The sequence below is a fragment of the Desulfogranum aggregans genome (assembly GCF_055398265.1).
Genome location: NZ_AP042447.1, coordinates 3,288,019 through 3,311,868 on the forward strand (window position 1 = coordinate 3,288,019; position 23,850 = coordinate 3,311,868).

The following is a 23,850-nucleotide window of genomic DNA, read 5'->3' on the forward strand; positions in this document are numbered from 1 at the left end:
ATGGGCAAAAAAAAGGCCGACTGGCGGGTAACCAGTCGGCATGCAATGTTGGCGGAGAGAGAGGGATTCGAACCCTCGGTGGAGTATAACCCCCACACTCGCTTAGCAGGCGAGCACCATCGGCCAGCTCGGTCATCTCTCCTGAACATGTTGTATGTATACTGGCGGAGGGAGTAGGATTCGAACCCACGGTACTTTCGTACAACGGTTTTCAAGACCGCCGCCTTAAACCACTCGGCCATCCCTCCGAACGATGGAGTAAATACCATTTCAAAGAGACACTGTCAACACTCTCATACTTGTTGCATACGATGAATCAGGAAAATAATCAATATTCTTTTCAGCACGATCACGAAATCCAAAACCTGACCTGTCTGTACCAAATAACCCGCCACCTTGCATCAGCCTCAAACCTTCAGGATTGTCTGGAAAACGTGATGCGGACCCTGGCAGAGGTCAAGGGGATGGATAACGGTACGGTTTCCATCGTCAACCCCTCTACCGGTGAACTGGAGATAGAGGTTGCCCACGGGATTACCGCTGAAGCGAGGAAACGGGGCCGCTACAAACTGGGAGAGGGTATCACCGGCAAGGTGGTTGCCACCGGTGAGCCCATCATCGTTCCGCAGATAGGTGACGAGCCTGATTTTCTCAACCGCACCCGCAGCCGCGGAGATGAGACAAAAAAGAAAAGTTCTTTTCTCTGTGTTCCCATCCTGACCGGCAACCAGTCCATCGGTGCCCTCTCCATCGACCGGGTCTATGAGGAGGAATTTGGCACGCGTTCCGAACAGGATATCCGTTTTCTGATCATCACCAGTGGCCTGATCGCGCAAACGGTGGAACGCATCCAGCGAGTCAATGAGGAACAAGAAGCCCTGCGCCAGGAAAACACCCGTCTCAAACGGGAATTGTCGGCCAAAAACAAGGTGGAAGAGATCGTCGGCAACTCCTCGCGGATGCAGGAAGTCTACGATATGGTGCAACGAGTCGCTGATTCCAATGCCACGGTACTGCTCCGTGGAGAATCAGGCACCGGAAAAACCCTGGTGGCCAAGGCGCTGCACCATAACTCCAGCCGGACCAACGGTCCTTTTATCGTCGTGAACTGCTCGGCACTTCCCGAAACCCTGCTCGAAAGCGAGCTTTTTGGTCATGAAAAGGGGGCATTCACCGGGGCCACAGAGACCAAGAAAGGCCGGTTCGAATTAGCCAGGGGGGGAACACTTTTCCTGGACGAAATAGGAGAGATCAGCCTCAATGTCCAGGTCAAGCTGCTGAACGTCATCCAGGAACGGACTTTCCAGCGATTGGGGTCCACCAAAGTACTCAAAACCGATATCCGGCTGGTGGCAGCCACCAACAGGGACCTGGAAAAGGCGGTCCAGGAGGGCGACTTCCGAGAAGACCTCTACTATCGCCTCAATGTCTTTCCCATCTATCTTCCGCCGCTGCGCAAACGACGCACCGACGTTCTGTTGCTGGCCGAGTATTTTCTTGAAAAATATGCACGGGAAAACAGTAAACAGATTCAACGTATATCCACTGCTGCCATTGACCTGCTGATGCAGTACCACTGGCCGGGTAACGTCCGTGAACTGCAGAACTGCATTGAACGGGCGGTCCTCATCTGTGACGGGTCAACGGTTCAATCGATTCACCTCCCTCCCACCCTGCAGTCATCGGAATCGGTCCACTCGGACACCCCTCTTTCTCTGGCTACAGCCGTTGAAAATTTTGAAAGAGAACTTATCGTTGATGCGCTGAAGAAACATAACGGCAACCAGACACGGGCTGCAAAAAGCTTGGATACCAGCCTGCGAATCATCAACTACAAGATTCACAATTACGGAATTGATCCCAAGCAGTTCAAGGTTAAGTAATGGACATTCTCCTGCATATCTGCTGCGGCCCTTGCGCAATCTATCCGGTGGAACAGTTACGGCGAGAAGGCCATAATGTCCTGGGGTACTTTCATAATCCCAATATTCATCCCTACCGGGAATTCAAGCGACGAACGGCTGCTCTGCGCGCTTATGCTGCATCAGCCGGGCTTGAGGTGGATATCGATACCAGCTATGGCCTGACCGAGTTCCTTCGCAAGGTCGTCTTTCATGAGACTGATCGATGCGGTCTATGCTATGCCATGCGGCTCGAGCAGGCAGCCCTGCAGGCTGCCCAAGTTGGCGCAAAAGCCTACACCACCACCCTGCTCTATTCGCGTTACCAGAACCATCAGCTCCTGATCGCTCAAGGCGAACAGTTCGGGCAGGCGTACGGTGTTGATTTTTTGTACCGGGATTTTCGCAGCGGCTGGCAGGAGGGCATTGACAAGTCCATAGCCCTGGACCTCTATCGACAACCTTATTGCGGCTGTATTTACAGTGAGCAGGAAAGGTATGATAAAAAACTCCGGAAAAAGCAGCGGGCAGCAGCCTTGCAGAAAAACTCGTCCGGTTCCTGAACCGACGCTTTCCAGAAATTCCAACCACAGACATAGACCAGGCCATATACGGCGGAGCACATCATGGACAACATCATTGTATTGGCAACCGGAAATAAAAATAAAGCCAAAGAAATAGAGGCACTACTCAACGATACACCGATTACGGTGAAAACCATCAAAGATTTCGGCCCTATGCCTGAGCCGGTCGAGGATGGGGCAACCTTTGATGACAATGCTTATAAAAAAGCACTGCACTATGCAAAAATGCTTGGTCTACCCTGCCTGGCCGATGATTCCGGCCTGGTCGTCAGCGCCCTGGATGGGCGGCCCGGAGTTTATTCGGCCAGGTATGCCGGTGAGCATGCCACTGACCGCGATAACTGTAATAAACTTCTGCAGGAGATGGAGGGTAAGGAGGATCGAACGGCGTACTTCCTCTGTGTCCTTTCCTTGGCAACCCCCAAAGGGCCAGCTCTCACTTGGGAAGGCCGGTGTGATGGGGAAATCCTCACTGAGCGTCGGGGTGAATCCGGGTTCGGGTACGATCCCGTCTTCTTTTACCCTCCATTCAGGAAGACCTTTGCTGAGGTCTCCATGGAAGAAAAAAGCAAGGTGAGTCACAGAGGCAAGGCATTAGCTGAGTTCGCCACTGAAATCGACAAGGTTCAGGTATGGCTTCGACAACGGATGGAGGAAATCAAACCACCCAAACCCGATCACTCGGAGTTTGAGCACAACGACTGGTCAGAAGATCGAATGTGCTGATCTGATCAACAGGCTTGCTTCAGCTCTGCCCCCCCTTCCCCTTTCATGGGGGAGGGGCAGAATTTATCGGGTAAGCGTCCTCCGGACCGCATCTTTCCAGCCAGCGTATTTTCTCTCCCGAACTGCCTCATCCATTTGGGGGGTAAAGCGGCGGTCAAGTCTCCAGGTGGTGGAAAACTGTTCCGGCGAGGGATAGACCTCTTTGTAGAGACCGGCCAGGTAGGCTGCACCAAGGGCGGTCGTCTCCAGCACAACGGGACGATCCACCGGCGCATTGAGAATATCCGCCAATGCCTGCATGGTAAAATTAGAGGCGACCATTCCGCCATCCACCCGCAGGATCGGTTGTTGTTCCTGCTCCCAGTCCCGCTGCATGGCGTCCAGCAGATCCCTGGTCTGGTAGCAGACGGATTCCAGCGCAGCCCTTGAAAGCTCGGCCGGTCCCGTTCCCCGGGTAATGCCGAATATTGCTCCCCTTGCCTCTGCATCCCAATGCGGGGCTCCCAACCCGGTAAAAGCAGGCACCAGATAGATATCCTGATTTTGGTCTGCTGCGCGTGCTAAGGCGCCGCTGGCCGAGGCCTCTTCGATCAGGCCCATGGCATCACGCATCCACTGGACTGCAGCACCGGCTACAAAGATTGAGCCTTCAAGGGCGTACGTTGTTACGCCCCCCAACCGGTAGCCTATAGTGGTCAATAGCTTATTAGCGGAACGGACAGCTTTGGTCCCGGTGTTGAGCACGGCAAAGCAGCCAGTGCCATAGGTTGATTTCAACATCCCCGGCGTAAAACACGCCTGCCCGACCAGAGCCGCCTGCTGGTCACCGGCAATACCGCATACCGGTATCGAAGCCCCCAAGAGTTCCGGCACGGTTGAACCGAAATCAGCAGAACAGTCCTGCACCGAAGGCAACAGGGAAGCCGGTATCTGCAGCAGCTCAAGCAGATCGTCGTCCCAGTGGTTCTCGTGAATATTATAGAGCATGGTTCGTGCGGCATTGGTGGCATCCGTGGCGTGGACGCGGCCTCCGGTCAAGCGCCATAATAAGAAGCTGTCAACCGTTCCAAACGCCAACTCGCCGGCATCAGCCTTCTCCCTTGCTCCTTCAACGTTGTCAAGAATCCAACGAACCTTTGTCCCGGAAAAATAGGGATCGATAAGCAGCCCGGTCTTGTCGGTAACCATGTCATCATATCCATCCGCCACCAGCGACGCGCAAAAATCGGCTGTTCGCCGATCCTGCCAGACTATGGCTCGATGGACCGGCGTCCCGGTCTTTCGGTCCCAGAGAATAGTCGTCTCCCGTTGGTTGGTAATACCCACGGCAGCCACTTGCGCGGCGGAGATACCGGCCTGTTGTATGGCTTGCCGACTGGTGCTCAGCGAAGTTTCCCAGATTTCTTCTGGATCATGCTCCACCCAACCTGAGTGGGGAAAAAACTGGGTAAATTCTTGCTGGGCAACAGCCACTATCTCAAAAGCCTGATTGAATACTATGGCCCGACTCGAGGTTGTTCCCTGGTCAATGGCCAGCACATAAGCGGACATATTCCCCTCAACAGGTGAAAGAATAATAGGAGTAACCTGCGCAAAGGTCCTTTAACAGCGGACGGACAGACCGCTTAGGCAGCCCGTCCGTCCGCACCCGGTGACATGTCGCCCGGTGAAAGCAACGGCAGTCAGCAGCTAGTTTTTCGCTGCAGCAGCCCAGCTTTTCACCAGTTCGTCATAGTCAATGGTCATCCCTTGAGGTTTCTCGTTATCGAGCTTGGCCTTAGGCGAACCAGGCTGGCTCAACCAGTGCTGCGGATCCTTCTTCTCATTGAGCTTGGGTCCGCACTCTCCCTGTACCCCGGCCCTTTGCAAACGAGCAAGGACCTTATCCTGCTGCTCGGCAAGGGAGTCCATGGCTGCCTGCGGGGTCTTGGCGCCGGTTACAGCGTCGGCTACGTTCTGCCACCACAACTGAGCAAGCTTGGGATAGTCAGGGACATTGGTTCCTGTAGGCGTCCATTGGACCCGAGCCGGGCTGCGGTAGAATTCAACCAGCCCGCCCAGTTTTGGCGCACGATCGGTAAAGGACTGATGCCAGATATCGCTCTCTCGAATCGGTGTGAGACCGACGTGGGTCTTCTTCAGGCTCACGGTCTTGGAGATAACGAACTGGGCATACAGCCAGGCTGCCTTCCGGCGTTCCACCGGGGTGGACTTGAGCATAGTCCAGGATCCGGCATCCTGGTATCCGAGCTTCATTCCCTCTTCCCAGTATGGACCATGGGGAGAAGGCGCCATACGCCATTTGGGATTATCATTCTCGTCTACCACTGGAGTTCCAGGTTTTGCCATATCAGCGGTAAAGGCCGTATACCAGAAAATCTGCTGGGCCACCGCCCCTTGGGAAGGCACAGGACCTGCTTCGGAGAAGGTCATTCCAGCCGCTTCAGGCGGAGCATACTTCTTCAGCCAGTCAATATACTTGGTGAGGGCATAGACCGCTGCCGGGCCGTTCGTCGCTCCACCACGTTCAACAGAGGAACCGGCCGGGTTACAGCCTTCCACCCGGATACCCCATTCGTCGACCGGCAACCCGTTGGGGATACCCTTATCGCCAGCTCCGGCCATGGACAGCCAAGCATCGGTGAAACGCCAGCCAAGGGACGGGTCTTTTTTGCCGTAATCCATATGGCCGTATACGCGTTTACCGTCTATCTCTTTGACCTTGAAGGTAAAAAATTCAGCAATATCCTCATATGCCGACCAGTTAACCGGTACCCCCAGGTCATAGCCGTACTCGGCCTTGAATTTGGCTTTCAGCTCAGGATCGGTGAACCAATCGTAGCGAAACCAATACAGGTTGGCGAACTGCTGATCCGGAATCTGGTACAATTTACCGTCAGGACCGGTGGTAAAGCTCTTCCCGATAAAATCATCGATATCAAGCATAGGATTGGTCACATCCTTGCCTTCGCCCTGCATCCAGTCGGTGAGGGGCACCGCCTGCTGGTAACGGAAATGGGTCCCGATCAGGTCGGAATCGTTAATGTAGGCATCATAAATGTTTTTTCCCGACTGCATCTGGGTCTGCAATTTTTCAATCACATCCCCCTCTCCGATGAGATCATGGGTAACCTTGATGCCGGTTATCTCGGTAAAGGCCTTGGCCAGTACCTTGGCCTCGTATTCGTGGGTCGTAATGGTTTCCGAGACAACGTTGATTTCCATTCCCTGAAAAGGTTCGGCCGCTTTGATAAACCACTCCATTTCACTCATCTGATCCTGTTGCGACAGGGTCGATGGTTGAAATTCTTCGGCCACCCATTTCTTTGCCTCGTCAACTCCTGCACCAGCAAGCGCTGGAAAGCTCAACATGGTTGCGAGGGCTGCGGTTGTTGCCAGTCTCTTGATCATCGAATACCTCCTCCGGTTAACAACGGTACGCTTCAACGTTCTCCCCCTGTTGAAGCAAAAAAGGTGTAAAGGAGTTACACCCACCTAAATACGCACAGTGCGTATATGCAAGATATTCCCAGGGCCCACCAGAGCGGCAGCCCGGTAAAGAGAATCCAGAAGATATGAATATAGGCTGATCCAAGCAGCGAGATGAACAGGCGATCTCCGCGGGTGGTTTCAAAGCGCAGTATCCCAACCCGCGGACTACCGCCAGGCTGAAGGATTTCCCAGATTGTCATCCCGATCAGCAGACAGAGGATAATGAGAAAAAACGCCGCCGTTTGCGGTGTCCATGCCATCCAGCTCAAATCCATGATATATGCCTCCTTATACCCGGCCAAGGGCAAAACCCTTTGCGATATGATTTCTGACAAACCAGATAACCAGCGCCCCGGGAATAATGGTCAGCACACCGGCAGCTGCGAGCACACCCCAATCTAGCCCCGATGCCGAGACCGTCCGTGTCATGGTGGCAGAGATAGGTTTGGCATTGACCGATGTCAGTGTCCGGGCGAGGAGGAGTTCCACCCAGGAAAACATGAAACAAAAGAAAGCCGTTACTCCAATCCCCGAAGCGATGTTGGGTATGAAAATGCGCAGAAAAAACCTGGGCCAGGAGTAGCCATCGATAAAAGCGGTTTCATCGATTTCCTTGGGCACACCAGACATAAAGCCCTCTAAAATCCACACTGCCAGCGGCAGGTTGAAGAGACAGTGGGCCAGGGCCACGGCAATATGGGTGTCGAACAGCCCGATGGAGCTGTAGAGTTGAAAAAAAGGCAGCGCAAACACGGCGGGCGGTGCCATTCTATTGGTCAGCAGCCAGAAAAACAGGTGCTTGTCGCCGACAAAGGAGTAGCGGGAAAAGGCATACGCGGCAGGCAGAGCAAAGGTAACAGAGATAAGCACATTGATGGTCACATAGATCATGGAATTGATGTAACCAGAGTACCATGAAGCATCGGTAAAGATAACTTTGTAGTTATCAAAAGTGAGGTCCTGTGGCCACAGGCTGAAAACCGAAAGAATCTCCTCGTTGGTCTTGAGGCTCATGTTAACCAGCCAGTAAATCGGCAGAAGAAGAAAAATAATGTAGAGAACAGGAACAAGCCATTTTGCGCGCATGCCTACTTTTCCTCCTTGGATTGCTGGCCGACATTACTCATCACTGTGTAAAACACCCAGGATAAGAGCAGGATGACAAGAAAGTATACAAGCGACATAGCCGCCGCTGGTCCCAAATCAAATTGACCTATAGCCAATTTTACCAGATCGATGGAAAGAAAAGTTGTTGAGTTCCCTGGCCCCCCGCCGGTAACCACAAATGGTTCGGTATAGATCATAAAACTGTCCATAAAACGCAGCAGGATCGCGATGAGCAGCACCCGGTGCATCTTGGGCAGTTGGATGTAGCGGAAAACTGCCCAGCGACTGGCTCCGTCGATCTTGGCAGCCTGGTAATAGGCCTCGGGTATGGAGCATAATCCAGCATAGCAGAGTAACACCACCAGGCTGGTCCAGTGCCAGATATCCATAACAATGACCGTTATCCAGGCAGCAATGGGATTAAGCACATAGTTGTAATTTACGCCCATGGACGCCAGGGTGTGGCCGAGCAGTCCTATATCGACCCGGCCAAAAATTTGCCAGATTGTTCCTACCACATTCCAGGGAATAAGCAGCGGCAGCGCCATCGTAACCAGACAGACCGGAACACCCCACCCTTTTCGCGGCATTGCCAGGGCAATGATTATTCCCAATGGAATCTCTATAGCGAGAATGATTCCGGAAAACAGCAGCTGACGAAGGAAAGAGTCACGAAAACGCTCGGAGGACAGCAATTCCCGGAACCATTCCATGCCTGCCCAGAAAAATGCATTATTGCCAAAGGTGTCCTGTACCGAATAATTGACAACCGTCATCAAAGGAATAACGGCACTGAAGGCGACGATCAAAAATACCGGCAGAACCATGAACCATGCCTTCTGATTCTTCTGTTTTTCAATCATGCTGTTGCTCCTGGAACCAACTGTTCGTTGTGATAAATGTTTATCCGCTCAGGATCAAAAATCAGGCTTCCCTTGTCTCCAGTGAAACCGCTCTGTTCGGCAACAATCACATTCAGGAGGGTTTCTCCCAACATAACCCTGGCCACCTTGTGACGCCCCACGTCGTCAATGCGGCGAATGGTTACCGGCAAACCTCCCTCCTCTTCGGGAGCAAGCCTTACATGTTCGGGTCGCAGCCCCAGGTCTATTTTTGCTCCTGAATCAAACGCTCCGTAATCATGGGCAAGGGGAATCTCGTTTTTTCCCACAGAGGCAACCCGCCCCTGCACCTGGCAAGGAATGATATTCATCCCAGGAGAACCGATGAAATACCCGACAAAAGTATGTTCCGGGCGCTCGAACAGGGCCTCCGGTGTTCCGACCTGGACTACGTTTCCTTCGTAGATCACCACTACTTCATCGGCAAAAGTCAGCGCCTCGGTTTGATCATGGGTGACATAGATCATGGTAAAATTGAACTGCTTATGCAGATGCTTGAGTTGAGAACGCAACTGCCATTTCAGCAACGGGTCGATAACCGTCAACGGTTCATCGAACAAAATCGCATTGACACTTTGCCGTATAAGGCCTCTGCCGAGGGATATTTTCTGCTTGGCGTCGGCTGTCAGATTGCTGGCCTTGCTGTAGAGGTCTTTTTCCAGCCCGAGCATAGCAGCCAACTCTTTGACTCGAGGTTCTATTTCCTTTTTTGTTCTTCCTCGATTCTTCAACGGAAAGGCCAGGTTTTCAAAAACGGTCATTGTATCGTAAATAACCGGAAACTGGAAAATCTGAGCAATATTTCGCTGTTCTGTCCGCAGACGGGTAACATCTTGATCCCCGAATATCACTCGTCCCCGTGTTGGGACCAACAGACCAGAAATAATGTTCAATAAGGTGGTTTTGCCACATCCTGAAGGACCGAGCAGGGCATAGGCGCCGCCATTTTTCCACGTCAGGTTAAGCCTTTTTAAGGCGAAATCTTCCGGATTTTCCGATTCACCGGTATACGAGTGGGCAATATTTTCGAGGGTTATGGTGGCCATAAAGACTCCAGAGCGCCTAAGTGTATATTTTGGGCTTAACGGCTAAGGTATGATCCTCACGAAACACATACAGGTTGTCAGGATGAAGGTAGATCTGTATTTTTTCATCCATAGCAAACGCATGAATACCATGGGTCAAGACAACCCATCTTTCCCTCTCGATATCGACATGAATGTAGCTCTCTGATCCGGTGATCTCGGTAATGGCCACCATGGCTTCTATCGGCACGGCATCTTCATCTTGCCCCTCAAGGGTAAGGTGGTGGGGTCGGATGGCAATGGTATAGGCCCCGTCAGGAAGATCGACCAGTTGTTGGTCGGCAAAGGGGATGGTAAACTGATCGTTACACCGGAACTCCGTGCCTCGCTTTTCCACAGAGAGGACGTTGAGTGGAGGATCGGAAAAGGTCTGGGCGGTGAGGAGGGTATTGGGACGACGGTACACATCGACCGTGGTATCGAATTGGGTGATCGTCCCCTGGTGCAGGGTAGCTGTTTTTCCACCCAGCAGCAGGGCTTCGGATGGTTCCGTGGTTGCATACACAAAGATCGAACCGGTTTCAGCAAAAATTTTCGGCAACTCTTCCCGAAGTTCTTCTCTTAGCTTGTAATCCAGGTTTGCCAGCGGTTCATCAAGAAGAACCAGATCCGCTCCTTTTGCCAGCGCACGAGCCAGCGCTGTTCGCTGCTGCTGTCCTCCGGAGAGTTCGTGGGGGGAGCGATCAAGCATGTCGGAAAGCTTCAGCAATGCCGCGACCTGGTCAACCTTTTGCTCACGTTCCGCTTTGGGTATACCGGCTATGCGTAACGGTGAGGCTATATTTTCATACACCGAGAGGTTGGGATAGTTGATGAATTGCTGATATACCATGGCCACGTTGCGCTGCTGGACAGGCACGGCGATGACATCTTTTCCATCCTGCAGAATTTCCCCGGAGGTCGGCTTATCCAGGCCGGCCATCAGCCGCATAAGACTTGTCTTCCCGGAAAGGGTGGGACCAAGGAGAATATTGAGGGTCCCGGCGTCAAGGCAGAGAGAAATATCGCTCAGATGCATTTCCCGTCCGACCTTTTTTGAAACGTTCTTTAGCTCAAGCTGCATCAACCTCTCCTTCAACTGTGGCCATCACACCTATTGGCGCGGTAGAATCATAAGAGTTATTTCACCCGCAGGTCCTCTTGTTCCTGCATCCATTGATCAAGGAAGGCAGCTTCCTTTTCGCTAAGAAACAGGCCCATGTTGGTACGACGCCAAAGAACATCTGCCGCTGTTTGCGCCCACTCATAATCCATCAGGTAGCGTACTTCCTTTTCAAAGAGGTTCGCTCCAAAACATCTACCAAGATTCTCTATTTCTTTCGAGTCTTTAAGGAGTTTTTCAGCATTTTTCCCATAGGTGCGCATAAGCCGATAGGCAAGTGGCTGCTCAAGAAAGGGAAATGTTGTGCGTAATGTTTCCACTTCCCGGTCAAAATTTTGCGGGGCAAACTCGCCTCCAGGGAGCGAGGCCTTTTCGGTCCACGGGTGGAGAGCGGTTTGGGGTAGATAGGGTTTCAGCTTTTCGATCACCGATTCTGCAAGTTTTCTATAGGTTGTTATTTTACCACCATATATAGAGAGCAGAGGAGCCCTGGTACCGGCGGCGTCATCGAGCTTGAGAATATAATCCCTGGTTGCCGCCTTGGCGTCTGAAGCTCCATCGTCAAACAGGGGGCGAATTCCGGAATAAGTATGGACAACATCATCCGGGGTAATGGCGTGGCTGAAATATTCGCTCGCCGCATTGCACAGGTAGACTATTTCCTCCTCGGTGATGGCGACTTTTCCGGGGTCACCTGTATAGTCGACGTCTGTAGTCCCGATAAGAGTAAAATCCCGTTCATAGGGTATGGCAAAAATTATTCGGCCATCGGCATTTTGAAAAATATAGGATCGATCATGGGCAAAGAGTTTCCGGATGATTAAATGGCTACCCTTCACCATACGGATGCTTTCTTTGGTCGCTTCATGATCCACGTGGTCAAGGAAGGTATTCAGCCAGGGCCCGGTAGCGTTCACCACAACCCGTGCTTTGACAACGCTCTCCTTGCCGGTTCCACTATTTTTGAGCCGCAGATTCCAGTGTTGTCCGTCACGCGTTGCTCCCTCACACCTGGTCCGCACCCGAATTTCCGCACCATGCGCTTTGGCGTCCATGGCATTGAGCACCACCAGCCTACTGTCCATCACCCAGCAGTCGGAATACTCGAACCCCTTGGTGAATTTATCTTTGAGCGGCTTTCCTGCTTCATCGGTTCGCAGGTTGACACTGGTTGTGCCTGGCAGCATTTCCCTGCCACCGAGATTGTCATAGAGAAACAGGCCGAGTCTGATCAACCAGGCTGAACGCAGCCCCTGATGATGCGGCAGAATAAACCGGAGTGGCCAGATGATGTGCGGAGCAGCCCGGAGAAGCACTTCCCTTTCCTTCAAAGCCTCCCGTACAAGCCGAAATTCGTAGTACTCCAGGTAACGAAGGCCGCCATGAATCAGTTTCGTACTTGCAGAAGAGGTCCCACTGGCCAGGTCATCCTGCTCACAAACGAGCACGGAAAGTCCCCTTCCCGCGGCATCGCGGGCGATACCGCATCCATTGATGCCTCCACCGATTATCGCCAGATCATAGATAGCTTCAGCCACAACCACTCCCCCTTCTTCCGGGATTGCATGTTCGCAATAGATGTTCGTATGTTTCATTTTTATCGATAAAGGCACCGTAAACGAAAACACAAACACCTTCAAGTGAAATAGCCAGCCGAACAAAATGAACAGTTGTGTGGCAGCAATGGTGTGGCCGGGGTGCGGAAAAGATGCTGAGGCTCAGGTCAGTTCAACAGCTACCTGATGAGCCTTGCACATGGCTGCCAATCGTTCAGGCAGGGGTATATCGGTGACCAGAGTATTGATATGGGAAATGTGGCCCAGACGGACCGAAGCGGTTCGGGAAAATTTCAGATGGTCTGCGACCAGAATCACATGCCTGGCATTGTGTATGATGGCTTTGGCCACCCGAACTTCGCGGTAATCATAGTCAAGCAGAGAACCGTCCTCATCGATAGCAGAGACACCGATAACGGCATAGTCGGCTTTAAACTGGTTGATAAAATCAACGGCTGCCTCGCCTACCAGACCGCCGTCAGACAACCTGACCAAACCTCCGGATATGATCAGCTCAATCCCTTTGGCATGCTTGAGTATTTCATAGGCATTGATGTTGTTGGAAATAACCATCAGGCCATGATGGTCAGTCAGAGCATGAGCCACCTGCTCGGTGGTTGTACCGATATTGATGAGGAGAGAACAATTATTGGGAATAAGCTGGGCCGCTCTTTTTCCTATGGCCAGTTTGGCAGCAGGAGCAAGAAGCCGGCGTGCCTCATAACTGACATTCTCCACTCCCGAACCAATGATAGCCCCGCCATGAACCCGCTGAAGAAGTTGCCTGCTGCACAGTTCGTTAATGTTTTTCCGTATGGTCTGTGGAGAAACCTCAAATTCCAGGGCCAACTCATCGACACTTACTCGACCGAGGTCCCTGGCTTTGGCAAGAATGGCTTTTTGACGGGAAGTCAACATGGAGAGGAGGAGAGACTACCGTAGCATTGTTTATTCAACGGCACGCAGCTGCATGGTCACATCATCGTTTTTATCCAGCAGAATCAGCCTGCCATTTTCCAGACGATAGGACTCTGTCCTGTCCAAAGCGGTAAAAAAGGCATTTTCCACTGACACATTTTGACGACAGGCCATGCGCGTGGCAGCAAGCTTATTGAAAATGAACACCTGCCCCTTGAAAAGAAATGTGCCGAAAAAACGATTACACCCTGCAAAACCCTTTACCCTGCTGCCCTTGGCCTCCAACAGGAAAAAAGGCGCTTTATGCTGTTGATCAACCGTCACCGGTTTACCTGCAATCTCCGCTGCTGTCCAATGGATGCCGAAAATATTATTCCGGACACGCTTTCCAGCACAGTCTTGATCAGGGTAGAGACGATTAAAGCTGGTTACCACTACAATATCCTTGTCCCTTTGCTGTCTCCCTGTCCTGGTGGGAAGCAGCTTTCCCTGGAAGGAAACCAGCAGTGGCTCGTTGTTTTCATGGGGAGTGGTGCGGTAGGCACGATCCAGTTCCGTAAATTGTCCGCTGGGATCGACAGGAAAATCAAGTCCGCTGGAACATTCCTGGAGCACATGGGTATTACCGGAAGATCGATACATGCCACGAATTTTCACTACATCAGGAAAAAGGTCGACCCTCTCTGTTCGCCGCAGGTTATAGTCGATCAAGGCCGATGTTTGCGTACCCTCCAGATCGAGAAATTGAAGGGTATCCGCATCCTTGACCGCGTAGGTTTTCAAGGAGCCCCTTGTTTTGCCGAGGATGATGAGCTTTTCCTTGGGCTCATATTTCCACCGTCGCATCTGCGCTTCACTCTTGGTCGCACTGCCATCGCTATACCAGGTTTTGCGCAGCTGATAGAGTTGATCCGGACGAAGGGTGAGGTCCACCTGGACGTACTCACAGTCAGGACAGGCTATTTTACCGCTATAGGTTGCCGGTAGAGGAAAAGGTTTGTTGGCATCAACCTCGGCAGCATCTTCAGCCATCTCAACCTGTTTCTGTCCACAGCCGTACAGAAGCAGCAAAGAGAGAAAAATCACACTATACGTTGCCCATTGTCGTAGCATTGCAGACTCCATCAGCACCAGTTTCACCGGAAAATTCCTCAGCTGTCTTCCCTTTTCAATTTGCGTCCAAATAGATCATTGACAGCATCCCTACACGGTTTGTCCTCGTAGATTACCTGGTAGACCTGCTCGAGGATGGGCATGTCCACCTGTACATGCCTGGCCAGATTATAGCAGGATTTGGTGGTCTTGACCCCTTCGGCGACCATGGTCATTTCCGCCAGAATCTGGTCGAGTTTCTTGCCGGCTCCCAAAGCCAACCCGACGCTGCGGTTGCGACTGAGGTCGCCGGTACAGGTCAACACCAGGTCGCCCATTCCTCCAAGACCGGCAAAGGTCGCCTTATCCGCTCCTTTGGCTACCCCCATCCTGCCTATCTCGGCCAGGCCCCTGGTGATGAGCGCAGCCCTGGTGTTCAGCCCAAAACCAAGACCGTCAGATATACCGGCGGCAATGGCGATCACATTTTTCATTGCTCCACTTATTTCCAGGCCGACCACGTCGGAGGAGGTGTAGGTCCGAAAATAATCGGTGGAAAACAGTTGCTGCACCGTTTTGGCTGCCTCTTCATCGCTGAAGGCTACGGTTACGGCCGTGGGTTGCTCCTCTGCCACCTCGCGGGCAAAACTCGGTCCGCTCAATACACCGAAGTGAAAATTTGCAGACGCATCACCGCTCTCATCGATCATGATCTCATGCATGGTCATCCGGGTTCCTATCTCTATCCCCTTGACTGCAGAGACAACCAGCGCCTCTTTGGCAAGCAACGGAAATACCTGGCGGTACACTTCCCTGTAGGCATGGGAGGGAACCACCATCACCACGCATGTTGCACCGTCGAGAGCCTCGACAAGATCGCTGGTCAGCAGCAGGCTGTCAGGTAGCGGAAAACCGGACAGAAACAGGCTGTTTTCCCCCTCCCTGCGCAGAAGCTCAATGTGCTCCTGCTCATGTCCCCACAGGTACACCTGCTGCTCCTTTTTTTTCGCCAGAAGAATTGCCAGGGAAGTTCCCCAACTCCCGGCACCAATTACTGCGATTTTAGTCATCTTGTGCATCACCATCACTCACTTCTTCCTCAACAACCGCTTCTTCACGGGCCAGCATGGACATACCAACAACATACTCATCCTGATCAAGATTAATCAGGCGAACACCCTGGGTGTTCCTACCTATAATCCGCACGGCATCCATTGCCATGCGGATAACCTTTCCGGAGTTGGCGATCAGCATGACCTGATCTTCATCAACCACCGGAAGCACACCAACAACTTTCCCGTTCCGTTCACTGGCTTTTATGGCAAAGACGCCTTTGCCACCCCTGTTCTGTAGTTTATACTCCGAGACTTCTGTCCGCTTCCCATAACCATTTTCCGTGACCGTCAAAATAGATGCATCACCTTTGATCACCGCGACCCCAACGACTTCATCGTCCTCGCCAAGGGATATTCCTTTTACCCCAGCTGCTAAACGTCCCATGGTCCTCACGTTGGATTCATGAAAATGGATAGAGAGCCCATTTTTGGTGACAAGGAAAATTTCATCATCACCGGTGGTGAGCGCAGCTGTCAATATTTCATCATTGTCTTTAATCGTCAGACCGAGCTTTCCTTTTCGCAGCGGCCGTTTATATTCGGTAATGGATGTCTTTTTCACCCGACCCAGTTTGGTGACCGTTACCACGGTTGTCGAATCATCCATATTGGCCAGATCGGCTATGGGGAGAATAGCTGCAACCTTTTCCTCTTTTCCCAGCTCAAGCAGATTAACCACCGCTTTGCCCCTTGCCGCTCTTCCGGCAAGGGGAAGTTCATAGACCTTACGCCAGAACACCTTGCCAGTATTGGTGAAGAAGAGGAAGGTATCAAGGTTGGAAGCTGTATAGAGGCTGGTGACAAAATCGTCTTCCAGCGTGGTCATTCCCTTCACCCCTTTGCCGCCCCGACGCTGGGCCCGGTAAAGGTTAAGCGGATTGCGTTTGATGTATCCTGAGTGAGAAACGGTTACCACCATTTCCTCAGGAATTATCATATCTTCAGGCAGGATATCATCAGGGGCATCGATAATTTCGGTTCGACGCTCGTCACCATATTCTTCTCGGATCTGCTCCAGCTCTTCCTGTATAATCTTAACCACCAGCGCATCATCACCGAGAACCTGTCGCAACCAGGCTATCTTCTCCAAAATGGCTTCGTAATCACTTATAATTTTATCCCGTTCAAGACCGGTCAGACGCTGGAGCCGCATATCGAGAATCGTCTGTGCCTGTATTTCGGACAGCTCGAAGCGCCGAATGAGCTCTGCCTTTGCATGGGCCGGATTGGGTGAAGCTCTGATCAGCTCAACCACTTCGTCCAGGTTGGTTATGGCTATTTTCAACCCTTCAAGAATATGGGCTTTTTCTTCTGCTTTGCGCAGCTCAAAAGCGGTTCTGCGGTATACAACTGTTCGGCGATGAACAAGGAAATGTTCCAGAACCTGCTTGAGGTTGAGAATCTCCGGTTTATTATTGACAATACAGAGCAGGATGATGCCAAAGCTTTTCTGCATTGGCGTCATCTTGAACAGCTGATTGAGCACGATATCGGGAATCTCATCTTTTTTAAGGTCGAGCACAACCCGTACGCCTTGCCTATCGGATTCGTCCCGTATTTCCGCAATGGAGGTAATCCGCTTTTCCTTCATGAGCAGGGCAATTTTCTCGACCAGACTTGCCTTATTCTGCTGGTAGGGAATTTCCGTAATGACAATCGATTCACCACCCTTTGCCCGCTGTTCGATATGGGTGCATGAACGGATGGTCACCACTCCCCTTCCGGTTTCATAGGCTTCCCGGATACCTGCTCTGCCACATAGGAAACCACCTGTGGGAAAATCCGGGCCGGTAATCATTTTCATCAACTGATGAATGGTGATATTGGGATCATCGATCAGGGCAACCAACCCATTAATGATTTCCGTGAGGTTGTGTGGCGGTATCTTGGTCGCCATGCCAACAGCAATACCTTCCGAGCCATTGATGAGGATGTTGGGTATTTTCGACGGAAGGACTGAAGGTTCCTGAAGGGAATTGTCGTAGTTGGGAACGAAATCGACCGTTTCCTTGTCCAGGTCAGCAACAATTTCCTGGTCCAGCTTGGTCATCCGCGCCTCAGTGTAACGCATGGCTGCAGGGGAATCACCATCCATGGAGCCAAAGTTCCCCTGACCATCCACCAGAGGGTACCGCATGGAAAAATCCTGAGCCATACGGACTATGGTATCATACGCGGCAGTATCTCCATGGGGATGATACTTACCAATGACGTCACCGACAATACGGGCGGATTTTATATATGGTCTATTGTAGGTATTGCCCAGTTCACGCATAGCAAACAATGCCCTGCGGTGTACTGGTTTGAGCCCATCTCGGACATCCGGCAACGCCCTGCCGATGATCACCGACATTGCGTACTCCAGATAGGATTTTCGCAGCTCTTTTTCAATGGATATGTTCGGTTTTTCCATTTCTATGCTTTCAGACGAATCGGTCATTAGAGTAATCCTGCTTTACGTGCTTAGCGGCAAATGTTCATTGTATCCACGGTAGTTTCGAGGACCATTAAATATCGAGATCAGCAACTTCCAGAGCATGATTCTGGATAAATTCCCTTCTCGGTTCCACCTTGTCTCCCATAAGGGTGGAAAAAATGTCATCCGCGGATTCCGCATCTTCTATTTTTACCTGGACCAGGGTTCTGTTCACCGGATTCATGGTGGTTTCCCATAACTGCTCGGGATTCATCTCTCCAAGTCCTTTATATCGTTGGAGATGACTTCCTTTAAAGGTCTCTGTCCTGATCACCTCAATCAGCTCATGCCAGTCGGAAGCAAGCAGTTCCTTTTCCTGTCCGCCTGTGGAGCGGACTAATTGAAAGGTTACTTTCATAAACTTTCGAATCTTCTCATATACTTCCAAAGCCTGACGGTATTCACCTATGAGCGGGATATTTGGCCCCAGGGTAGACATCATCAGGGACTGCCCGCGGAAAGTCACATCCACCTCCCAGCAGGAAGGCCGCCATCTACACGGTCGTATATTGCCTATTACCGGTTTTAGCGGGGTCAGTTGCTGAACCAGATGTTCGACAAATTCCCGTTCCTTGAACTGATCGGCGGAATGAACCTTGTTTTCCAAAAGAAACAACGTCATCTTTTCCTGGATGTTTAATCGTTCAAGATGACTGATAATCTTCTCAAAATAGGAGAGGTATTGCAGTGCCTCAACCAGCTCAATCCCTTGCAGTTCTTCATCATTGCTGGTGGTAATGGTAAAAATTCCGCTTGCTTGGGAATATAAGTAGTTATTGAGGGTTTCTTCATCTATAAAGTACTTTTCTTTTTTTCCTCTTCCGAGGCGAAAAAGCGGCGGTTGTCCTATATAGACGTGTCCCTGTTCCACCAGGGGCAGCATCTGGCGATAGAAGAAAGTCAAAAGCAGCGTACGGATATGCGCCCCGTCCACATCAGCATCAGTCATGATGATAATTTTATGGTACCGCAATTTTTCCAGTTCAAACTCATCTTTACCGATACCGGTACCCAAAGAGGCTATCAGTTGTTTGATTTCTTCGGAGTTGAGTATCTTGTCGAACCTGGCTTTCTCCACGTTCATGATCTTGCCCCGGAGAGGAAGAATTGCCTGAACTGCCCTATCCCGCCCCTGTTTGGCCGATCCACCTGCCGAATCTCCCTCGACGATAAACAGTTCACGTTCCTCTGGTTTTTTGCTTTGGCACTCGGCAAGTTTTCCGGCCATCATCACTGACAGGCCTTCTTTCTTACGGGAAAGTTCTCGAGCCTTTCGCGCCGCCTCCCTGGCCCTTGCCGCTTCCACCGCCTTGCTTAAAATGCGTTTGGCGACAGCTGGATTCTGTTCCAGGTAGATGGAAAGCCGTTCATTGCATATGGATTCTACTATGGATTTAACCTCGGAATTGCCCAGCTTTGTTTTGGTCTGTCCTTCAAACTGCGGATCAGGAACCCGGGTGGAAATGATGCAGGTCAGCCCTTCGCGCACATCATCCCCTCCCATTTTTTCCTTGAGATTTTTTGGAACCAGGTCATCACTGGCGTACCTGTTGATACACTTGGTCAAGGAAGCCCGAAATCCGGCAACATGACTTCCTCCTTCCCGTGTGTTGATATTGTTGACAAACGAGAAGATACGTTCCGAATAGCCATCAAAATACTGAAAACAGACCTCCACCTGGACCTGATCTTTTTCACCGGTAATCAATATAGGCTCTCCATGAATGGGAGTCCTTTTGCGGTTGAGGTATTCCACGTAGGAAGAAATACCGCCTTCGAAGTGAAACTTATCTTCGGCACCGGAGCGTTCGTCCTTGAGATAAATACGGATGCCTTTATTGAGAAATGCAAGTTCACGCAGTCTATTGCGTATGATTTCGTATTTATAGGTGGTCGTTTCAGTGAATATGGTGGCATCCGGGATAAAAAAGATCGTTGTACCTGTCTTTTCACTGGACCCTATTATTTCCAGGTCGCTGGTACGATTGCCAAACGCATAGGTTTGTTTATATATTTTCCCTTCTCTACGCACTTCAGCAAAACACTGAGAGGACAAGGCGTTCACCACAGAGACCCCAACACCATGGAGTCCCCCGGAAACCTTATAGGTGGATTTATCAAATTTTCCCCCGGCATGGAGAGTTGTCAGCACCAGCTCGAGAGCGGACATATTTTCCGTAGGATGCATATCCACCGGAATTCCTCTCCCATTGTCGGTCACAGTGACTGAATTGTCCTGATGAATCGTCACCCATATCCGGTCGCAATGCCCTGCCAGGGCTTCGTCAATGGAGTTGTCCACCACTTCATAAATAAGGTGGTGCAGCCCCTCTTCAGCGGTGTTGCCGATATACATGGATGGACGTTTTCTTACAGCTTCAAGTCCATCAAGAACTTTTATCTGCTCAGCACCGTAGGACGAATGATTATTTTCGCTCACTTTTTTCCTTTTTCAGTAATTAACAAAGGGAAGAACCCCGCCGTATGGAAACGAGCAGGGTTTGCATTCAGATGGGTCAAAAATCAGGATTCAAACCTGTTTTCTTCCCTGTTTTTTGAGGTTATACGAGGATCGAATACCTTGCCGTTCATTGCAACATAGACCCCACTGGGAAGAAGCTGTACTGCTGCAATGGCGTAGCCTATGTTAAAGAAGGCATCACTTATCCGTAATTTTGCCGGCTGCATCGATCCGGTGAGAACTATGGTTTTTTCCTTTACAGCCAACAGGGTTTGGGCTGTTTCCACCATGGTATCCGTTCCATGGGTTATGAGTATCCTTTGACACCGATCAGCCTGCACCCGCTGAAGGATAATCTGCCGATCCTCGTCGGTCATATCGAGGCTGTCTTTTTTCATTACCGACTCCACCGCGTAGGAAAAAACAACATTCGCCTCTTCCAACACTTCCTGTATATGGGGGTCACCGACCTGGAACAGACTCTTTTCATCAAAGTAGATCTTATCGATAGTCCCACCGGTGGTCAGTATTTGTATATGCATGATTGCGGCTCAGTCCCTGTGCTCGGAATTACAATTTCATCGGCATGATAACGCTGATAAAGCCCGGATCATCCTCAGAGGTTATGAGGCATGGACTTTCATCAGAATTGATGCTGGCATTGATGACCTCTCCATCAACGACCTGCAGGGTGTCCATAAAATAGCGACAGTTAAATCCCAGGGACAGCGGGTCGCCTCCATATTCCACGGCAAATTCATCCTTTGCCGAACCGAAATCAGCATTTTGCGAAGTCAGGACCATTTGGCCGTTACTGATCTCCATTTTGATGGCATGGAACAAATCCTCGGTAAAGAGGTTTATTCGCTTCAGGCTTTCCAGAAAACGAATCCTCTCGATACGAATGATATTCTCTTCACGCAAACTGCTCAATATGGCCTTATAGTCAGGAAACTCGCCTTCCATCAGCCGTATGATCAACAGATCGTCACTGCTTTTGAGTACAGCCTGTTTCTGTTCAATGCCGAAGAGGAAGGTGTCGGTGGTATCGCAAAACTTGCGTATTTCCTGGACACCTCTGCGGGGAATAAGGGTCACTGGATTAAGCTGTAACGGTTCCAGGCTTTCGTCGATCTCTTTACTCATCATGGTAAGGCGATGGCCGTCTGAAGATATCATGCGTAACCATAACCGATCATCCTCACGTATTTTTTCCAGCAGGGCCGCTGTCAGACTAAACATATTTTCCTTGTCCTGGGCGATGGAATAACTGGTTTTATCGACCAGGTCGCCAATGATCGCACCATCAACGGAAAACATGGCGTCTTCGTTGTACTCGGGAAAATGAGGAAACTCATCGCTCACCATTCCTGCCAATCGATACACACTGGGACCAGCGGTAATCTTTACCCAGTTGTTGTCCTCTTCCTTGAACGAAATCGTAGGGGTCCCTGATTCTCTGGCAAGTTCGAATAATTTTTTTGCAGGGAGCGTTAATGTACCCTGAGCAAGTACTTCTGCAGGAACTTTCTGCTTTAAGCCTATCTCCAGGTCGGTGCCGGTGAAGGTGACCGAATCGTGACCTGTTTCCAAGAGAACATTGGATAAAATAGCAAGGGTGCCCTTCTTGCTGGTTATGTTCTGCTGGGCGCTTACGGCCCGGAGTAAATCATCCCTGTTTATGTTGAACTGAAAGGCCATAACAGTAATCCTTTATTTAAAAAAAAATTGTTGTTGTTATAAAAGGTGTTTATTTGTGGATAAGTGTAGTTAACTAATTAAATTAATTTATATTTTTTTGTTAATTTTCGTGTTTGATTGCTTGTTCTCAACCTGTGGAAAAGCGAAAATTCTGATTGTTGTCCACGTTATGAACAGTTTATAAACAGGGATATGCAAAAACTATCCGTAAAACGTGTAAAAATACCCTAAAAAAACTGAAATTTCAAATAAATAATCTCTTTGAGCCCATGCGTAAAAGCCCGAAAAACACCCTTGAACACCTTTTGAAAAAAGTCTCTCAATCCGGGGTCGACAACGGTGTTTTTTCCGGGTGTGCAGCAGCGGTAAGCAGCGGTTCCGGAAAGAGCAGGCAACGCTTCTTTTCGTATGCAGGAAAAAATGGATATTCACCTGTATATCCTCTTGTGGACAGCAGTACGTTTTTTGATCTGGCTTCACTGACAAAACCTCTCTGTACGGTTCTATCGCTGCTGGTGCTGTTGGAGCAGAAAAAAATTGATTGGGACACTCCCCTCTTTCACTGTCTTCAGGAGTGGGAAAAGGAAGGGGAGAAAGGCGCAATTCAGATCAGGCACCTGCTTTCCCATTGTTCCGGTTTGGCCGCCTATGCCCCTTATTATCGATTATTTGACCCCATCCTGGATCCGGCTAACAAGAAGAGACTGCTGCAACACCTGTATGGAGAAAAGCTTGTTTATGGGGTTGGAAGGCAGAATTTATATAGTGATTTAGGATATATTCTCCTTGGAGAAGTTATTGAGCGGTTGTCGGGTAGGCGATTAGATGCATTTTACAGGGAAAATGTTACTCGCCGGTTGAATCTTGAGCGGCACCTTTTTTTTCTGTCGCTGTTTGATTCCCCTGAAGTGAAACTGTCCGGAAAGATTGCCGCGACTGAGTATTGTGGGTGGCGGCAGCGGCTGATTGCAGGGGAGGTTCACGATGAGCACTGCTGGCTCATGGGCGGGGTGGCCGGTCACGCAGGTCTATTCGGTGATGCAGAAGGAGTGCTGGCGCTCTGTGAATATCTGTTGGATCTATGGAAGGGAAAGACAAGCAGTTGCCTCTGTTCAGCAACAGCGGTGGAACGGCTTTTCAGACGGCCTCCAGAGGGGTTGAGCTGGTACATGGGGTTTGATACCCCTACACCGGGAAAATCAAGCAGCGGGCAGTATTTTTCATCGTCAAGTGCAGGTCATTTGGGGTTCAGCGGCACGTCCTTTTGGATTGATCCGCAAAGGGAGGTGGTGGTGGTGCTTCTGACCAACCGCATTCATCCAACACGCACCAATGAAAAAATACGCCAATTCAGGCCCTATTTTCACAATCAAGTCATGGAATGTATCTGTCGTTAGGCTGGAGCGGTGGAGGTGCAGTCATGCTGCAGATGCTGGAATGAGCGGTACAAAAAATATTGGTGTGTCAGTAGGCCATATCCGCGAAGTTTGCGGTTACTGAGTAATTGGCAGGGTGGATGACTTTGTAACAGGTGCAAAGGATCGTTGTAGAAAATTATACGCCGACCGGTAGGTTATCCCATAGAGGGAGGAAAGCAACAAGCCCTGCCAACAATGGCAGGACTTGCACTTT

The 23,850-nt window shown here is 50.6% G+C and carries 19 protein-coding genes and 2 tRNA genes; 4 read left to right on the forward strand and 17 right to left on the reverse strand.

Annotation, left to right across the window (positions count from 1 at the left end):
- Positions 1 to 49: 49 nt before the first annotated feature.
- Both ACZ52Z_RS14490 and ACZ52Z_RS14495 read right to left on the reverse strand, forming a co-directional pair.
- Positions 50 to 142: transfer RNA gene (locus tag ACZ52Z_RS14490), tRNA-Ser, on the reverse strand.
- A 20-nt stretch (positions 143 to 162) separates the two neighbouring features.
- Positions 163 to 248, reverse strand: a tRNA-Ser gene (locus ACZ52Z_RS14495).
- 63 nt (positions 249 to 311) lie between these two features.
- Here ACZ52Z_RS14495 and ACZ52Z_RS14500 point away from each other — a divergent pair.
- From ACZ52Z_RS14500 to ACZ52Z_RS14510, 3 genes are all read left to right on the forward strand, one after another.
- The gene (locus ACZ52Z_RS14500; protein ID WP_464267489.1) at positions 312 to 1,883 is read left to right on the forward strand and encodes a sigma-54-dependent Fis family transcriptional regulator; all 1,572 of its coding nucleotides are present in this window, start codon (positions 312 to 314) and stop codon (positions 1,881 to 1,883) included.
- The gene (locus ACZ52Z_RS14505) at positions 1,883 to 2,464 is read left to right on the forward strand and encodes an epoxyqueuosine reductase QueH (RefSeq protein WP_464267490.1); all 582 of its coding nucleotides are present in this window, start codon (positions 1,883 to 1,885) and stop codon (positions 2,462 to 2,464) included. The genes ACZ52Z_RS14500 and ACZ52Z_RS14505 overlap by 1 nt, the downstream gene beginning before the upstream one ends.
- 63 nt (positions 2,465 to 2,527) lie before the next feature.
- Positions 2,528 to 3,211: an XTP/dITP diphosphatase gene (locus tag ACZ52Z_RS14510; RefSeq protein ID WP_464267491.1), complete on the forward strand. Its 684-nt coding sequence runs from the start codon at positions 2,528 to 2,530 to the stop codon at positions 3,209 to 3,211.
- Positions 3,212 to 3,274: 63 nt separating this feature from the next.
- Here ACZ52Z_RS14510 and glpK read toward each other — a convergent pair whose 3' ends face one another.
- From glpK to dnaN, 15 genes are all read right to left on the reverse strand, one after another.
- On the reverse strand, positions 3,275 to 4,762 hold the full coding sequence (gene glpK / locus ACZ52Z_RS14515; RefSeq protein ID WP_464267492.1) for a glycerol kinase GlpK: 1,488 nt from the start codon (positions 4,760 to 4,762) through the stop codon (positions 3,275 to 3,277).
- A gap of 138 nt (positions 4,763 to 4,900) precedes the next feature.
- Positions 4,901 to 6,583, reverse strand: a complete 1,683-nt coding sequence (locus ACZ52Z_RS14520) for an ABC transporter substrate-binding protein (RefSeq protein WP_464270799.1) — start codon at positions 6,581 to 6,583, stop codon at positions 4,901 to 4,903.
- A gap of 113 nt (positions 6,584 to 6,696) precedes the next feature.
- The gene (locus ACZ52Z_RS14525) at positions 6,697 to 6,978 is read right to left on the reverse strand and encodes a DUF2160 domain-containing protein (RefSeq protein ID WP_464267493.1); all 282 of its coding nucleotides are present in this window, start codon (positions 6,976 to 6,978) and stop codon (positions 6,697 to 6,699) included.
- Between the two features lie 13 nt (positions 6,979 to 6,991).
- Positions 6,992 to 7,789: a carbohydrate ABC transporter permease gene (locus ACZ52Z_RS14530; protein WP_464267494.1), complete on the reverse strand. Its 798-nt coding sequence runs from the start codon at positions 7,787 to 7,789 to the stop codon at positions 6,992 to 6,994.
- 2 nt (positions 7,790 to 7,791) lie between these two features.
- Positions 7,792 to 8,670, reverse strand: coding sequence for a carbohydrate ABC transporter permease (locus tag ACZ52Z_RS14535; protein WP_464270800.1), 879 nt, complete (start codon positions 8,668 to 8,670; stop codon positions 7,792 to 7,794).
- Positions 8,670 to 9,758: an ABC transporter ATP-binding protein gene (locus ACZ52Z_RS14540; RefSeq protein WP_464267495.1), complete on the reverse strand. Its 1,089-nt coding sequence runs from the start codon at positions 9,756 to 9,758 to the stop codon at positions 8,670 to 8,672. Before ACZ52Z_RS14540 ends, ACZ52Z_RS14535 begins: the two co-directional genes overlap by 1 nt.
- Positions 9,759 to 9,774: 16 nt before the next feature.
- Positions 9,775 to 10,860 carry an ABC transporter ATP-binding protein gene (locus ACZ52Z_RS14545; protein ID WP_464267496.1) on the reverse strand — a complete coding sequence of 362 codons (1,086 nt, stop codon included), beginning with the start codon at positions 10,858 to 10,860 and terminating at the stop codon, positions 9,775 to 9,777.
- A 56-nt stretch (positions 10,861 to 10,916) separates the two neighbouring features.
- Positions 10,917 to 12,494: a glycerol-3-phosphate dehydrogenase gene (glpD, locus tag ACZ52Z_RS14550; RefSeq protein WP_464267497.1), complete on the reverse strand. Its 1,578-nt coding sequence runs from the start codon at positions 12,492 to 12,494 to the stop codon at positions 10,917 to 10,919.
- A gap of 123 nt (positions 12,495 to 12,617) precedes the next feature.
- Positions 12,618 to 13,373, reverse strand: a complete 756-nt coding sequence (locus ACZ52Z_RS14555) for a DeoR/GlpR family DNA-binding transcription regulator (protein WP_464267498.1) — start codon at positions 13,371 to 13,373, stop codon at positions 12,618 to 12,620.
- A gap of 30 nt (positions 13,374 to 13,403) precedes the next feature.
- A complete protein-coding gene (locus ACZ52Z_RS14560; RefSeq protein WP_464267499.1) occupies positions 13,404 to 14,486 on the reverse strand; it encodes an META domain-containing protein in 1,083 nt (360 codons plus the stop codon).
- Positions 14,487 to 14,524: 38 nt separating this feature from the next.
- Positions 14,525 to 15,544: an NAD(P)H-dependent glycerol-3-phosphate dehydrogenase gene (locus tag ACZ52Z_RS14565; RefSeq protein ID WP_464270801.1), complete on the reverse strand. Its 1,020-nt coding sequence runs from the start codon at positions 15,542 to 15,544 to the stop codon at positions 14,525 to 14,527.
- Positions 15,528 to 18,020 (reverse strand): DNA gyrase subunit A, encoded by a 2,493-nt coding sequence (gyrA, locus tag ACZ52Z_RS14570; RefSeq protein ID WP_464267500.1) that lies wholly within the window; start codon positions 18,018 to 18,020, stop codon positions 15,528 to 15,530. Before gyrA ends, ACZ52Z_RS14565 begins: the two co-directional genes overlap by 17 nt.
- Positions 18,021 to 18,087: 67 nt before the next feature.
- A complete protein-coding gene (gene gyrB / locus ACZ52Z_RS14575) occupies positions 18,088 to 20,496 on the reverse strand; it encodes a DNA topoisomerase (ATP-hydrolyzing) subunit B (protein WP_464267501.1) in 2,409 nt (802 codons plus the stop codon).
- An 83-nt stretch (positions 20,497 to 20,579) separates the two neighbouring features.
- Positions 20,580 to 21,059: an asparaginase domain-containing protein gene (locus ACZ52Z_RS14580; RefSeq protein WP_464267502.1), complete on the reverse strand. Its 480-nt coding sequence runs from the start codon at positions 21,057 to 21,059 to the stop codon at positions 20,580 to 20,582.
- 28 nt (positions 21,060 to 21,087) lie between these two features.
- Positions 21,088 to 22,218 (reverse strand): DNA polymerase III subunit beta, encoded by a 1,131-nt coding sequence (dnaN, locus tag ACZ52Z_RS14585; protein WP_464267503.1) that lies wholly within the window; start codon positions 22,216 to 22,218, stop codon positions 21,088 to 21,090.
- A gap of 269 nt (positions 22,219 to 22,487) precedes the next feature.
- Here dnaN and ACZ52Z_RS14590 point away from each other — a divergent pair, with 269 nt between their 5' ends.
- Positions 22,488 to 23,615: a serine hydrolase domain-containing protein gene (locus ACZ52Z_RS14590; RefSeq protein ID WP_464267504.1), complete on the forward strand. Its 1,128-nt coding sequence runs from the start codon at positions 22,488 to 22,490 to the stop codon at positions 23,613 to 23,615.
- The last annotated feature ends 235 nt before the right edge of the window (positions 23,616 to 23,850 follow it).

Coding starts and splice junctions, on each gene's coding strand:
- ACZ52Z_RS14500 (WP_464267489.1), top strand. CDS start 312: ATGAATCAGGAAAATAATCAATATTCTTTTCAGCACGATCACGAAATC.
- ACZ52Z_RS14505 (WP_464267490.1), top strand. CDS start 1,883: ATGGACATTCTCCTGCATATCTGCTGCGGCCCTTGCGCAATCTATCCG.
- ACZ52Z_RS14510 (WP_464267491.1), top strand. CDS start 2,528: ATGGACAACATCATTGTATTGGCAACCGGAAATAAAAATAAAGCCAAA.
- glpK (WP_464267492.1), bottom strand. CDS start 4,762: ATGTCCGCTTATGTGCTGGCCATTGACCAGGGAACAACCTCGAGTCGG.
- ACZ52Z_RS14520 (WP_464270799.1), bottom strand. CDS start 6,583: ATGTTGAGCTTTCCAGCGCTTGCTGGTGCAGGAGTTGACGAGGCAAAG.
- ACZ52Z_RS14525 (WP_464267493.1), bottom strand. CDS start 6,978: ATGGATTTGAGCTGGATGGCATGGACACCGCAAACGGCGGCGTTTTTT.
- ACZ52Z_RS14530 (WP_464267494.1), bottom strand. CDS start 7,789: ATGCGCGCAAAATGGCTTGTTCCTGTTCTCTACATTATTTTTCTTCTT.
- ACZ52Z_RS14540 (WP_464267495.1), bottom strand. CDS start 9,758: ATGGCCACCATAACCCTCGAAAATATTGCCCACTCGTATACCGGTGAA.
- ACZ52Z_RS14545 (WP_464267496.1), bottom strand. CDS start 10,860: ATGCAGCTTGAGCTAAAGAACGTTTCAAAAAAGGTCGGACGGGAAATG.
- glpD (WP_464267497.1), bottom strand. CDS start 12,494: ATGAAACATACGAACATCTATTGCGAACATGCAATCCCGGAAGAAGGG.
- ACZ52Z_RS14555 (WP_464267498.1), bottom strand. CDS start 13,373: ATGTTGACTTCCCGTCAAAAAGCCATTCTTGCCAAAGCCAGGGACCTC.
- ACZ52Z_RS14560 (WP_464267499.1), bottom strand. CDS start 14,486: ATGCTACGACAATGGGCAACGTATAGTGTGATTTTTCTCTCTTTGCTG.
- ACZ52Z_RS14565 (WP_464270801.1), bottom strand. CDS start 15,544: ATGCACAAGATGACTAAAATCGCAGTAATTGGTGCCGGGAGTTGGGGA.
- gyrA (WP_464267500.1), bottom strand. CDS start 18,020: ATGACCGATTCGTCTGAAAGCATAGAAATGGAAAAACCGAACATATCC.
- ACZ52Z_RS14580 (WP_464267502.1), bottom strand. CDS start 21,059: ATGCATATACAAATACTGACCACCGGTGGGACTATCGATAAGATCTAC.
- dnaN (WP_464267503.1), bottom strand. CDS start 22,218: ATGGCCTTTCAGTTCAACATAAACAGGGATGATTTACTCCGGGCCGTA.
- ACZ52Z_RS14590 (WP_464267504.1), top strand. CDS start 22,488: ATGCGTAAAAGCCCGAAAAACACCCTTGAACACCTTTTGAAAAAAGTC.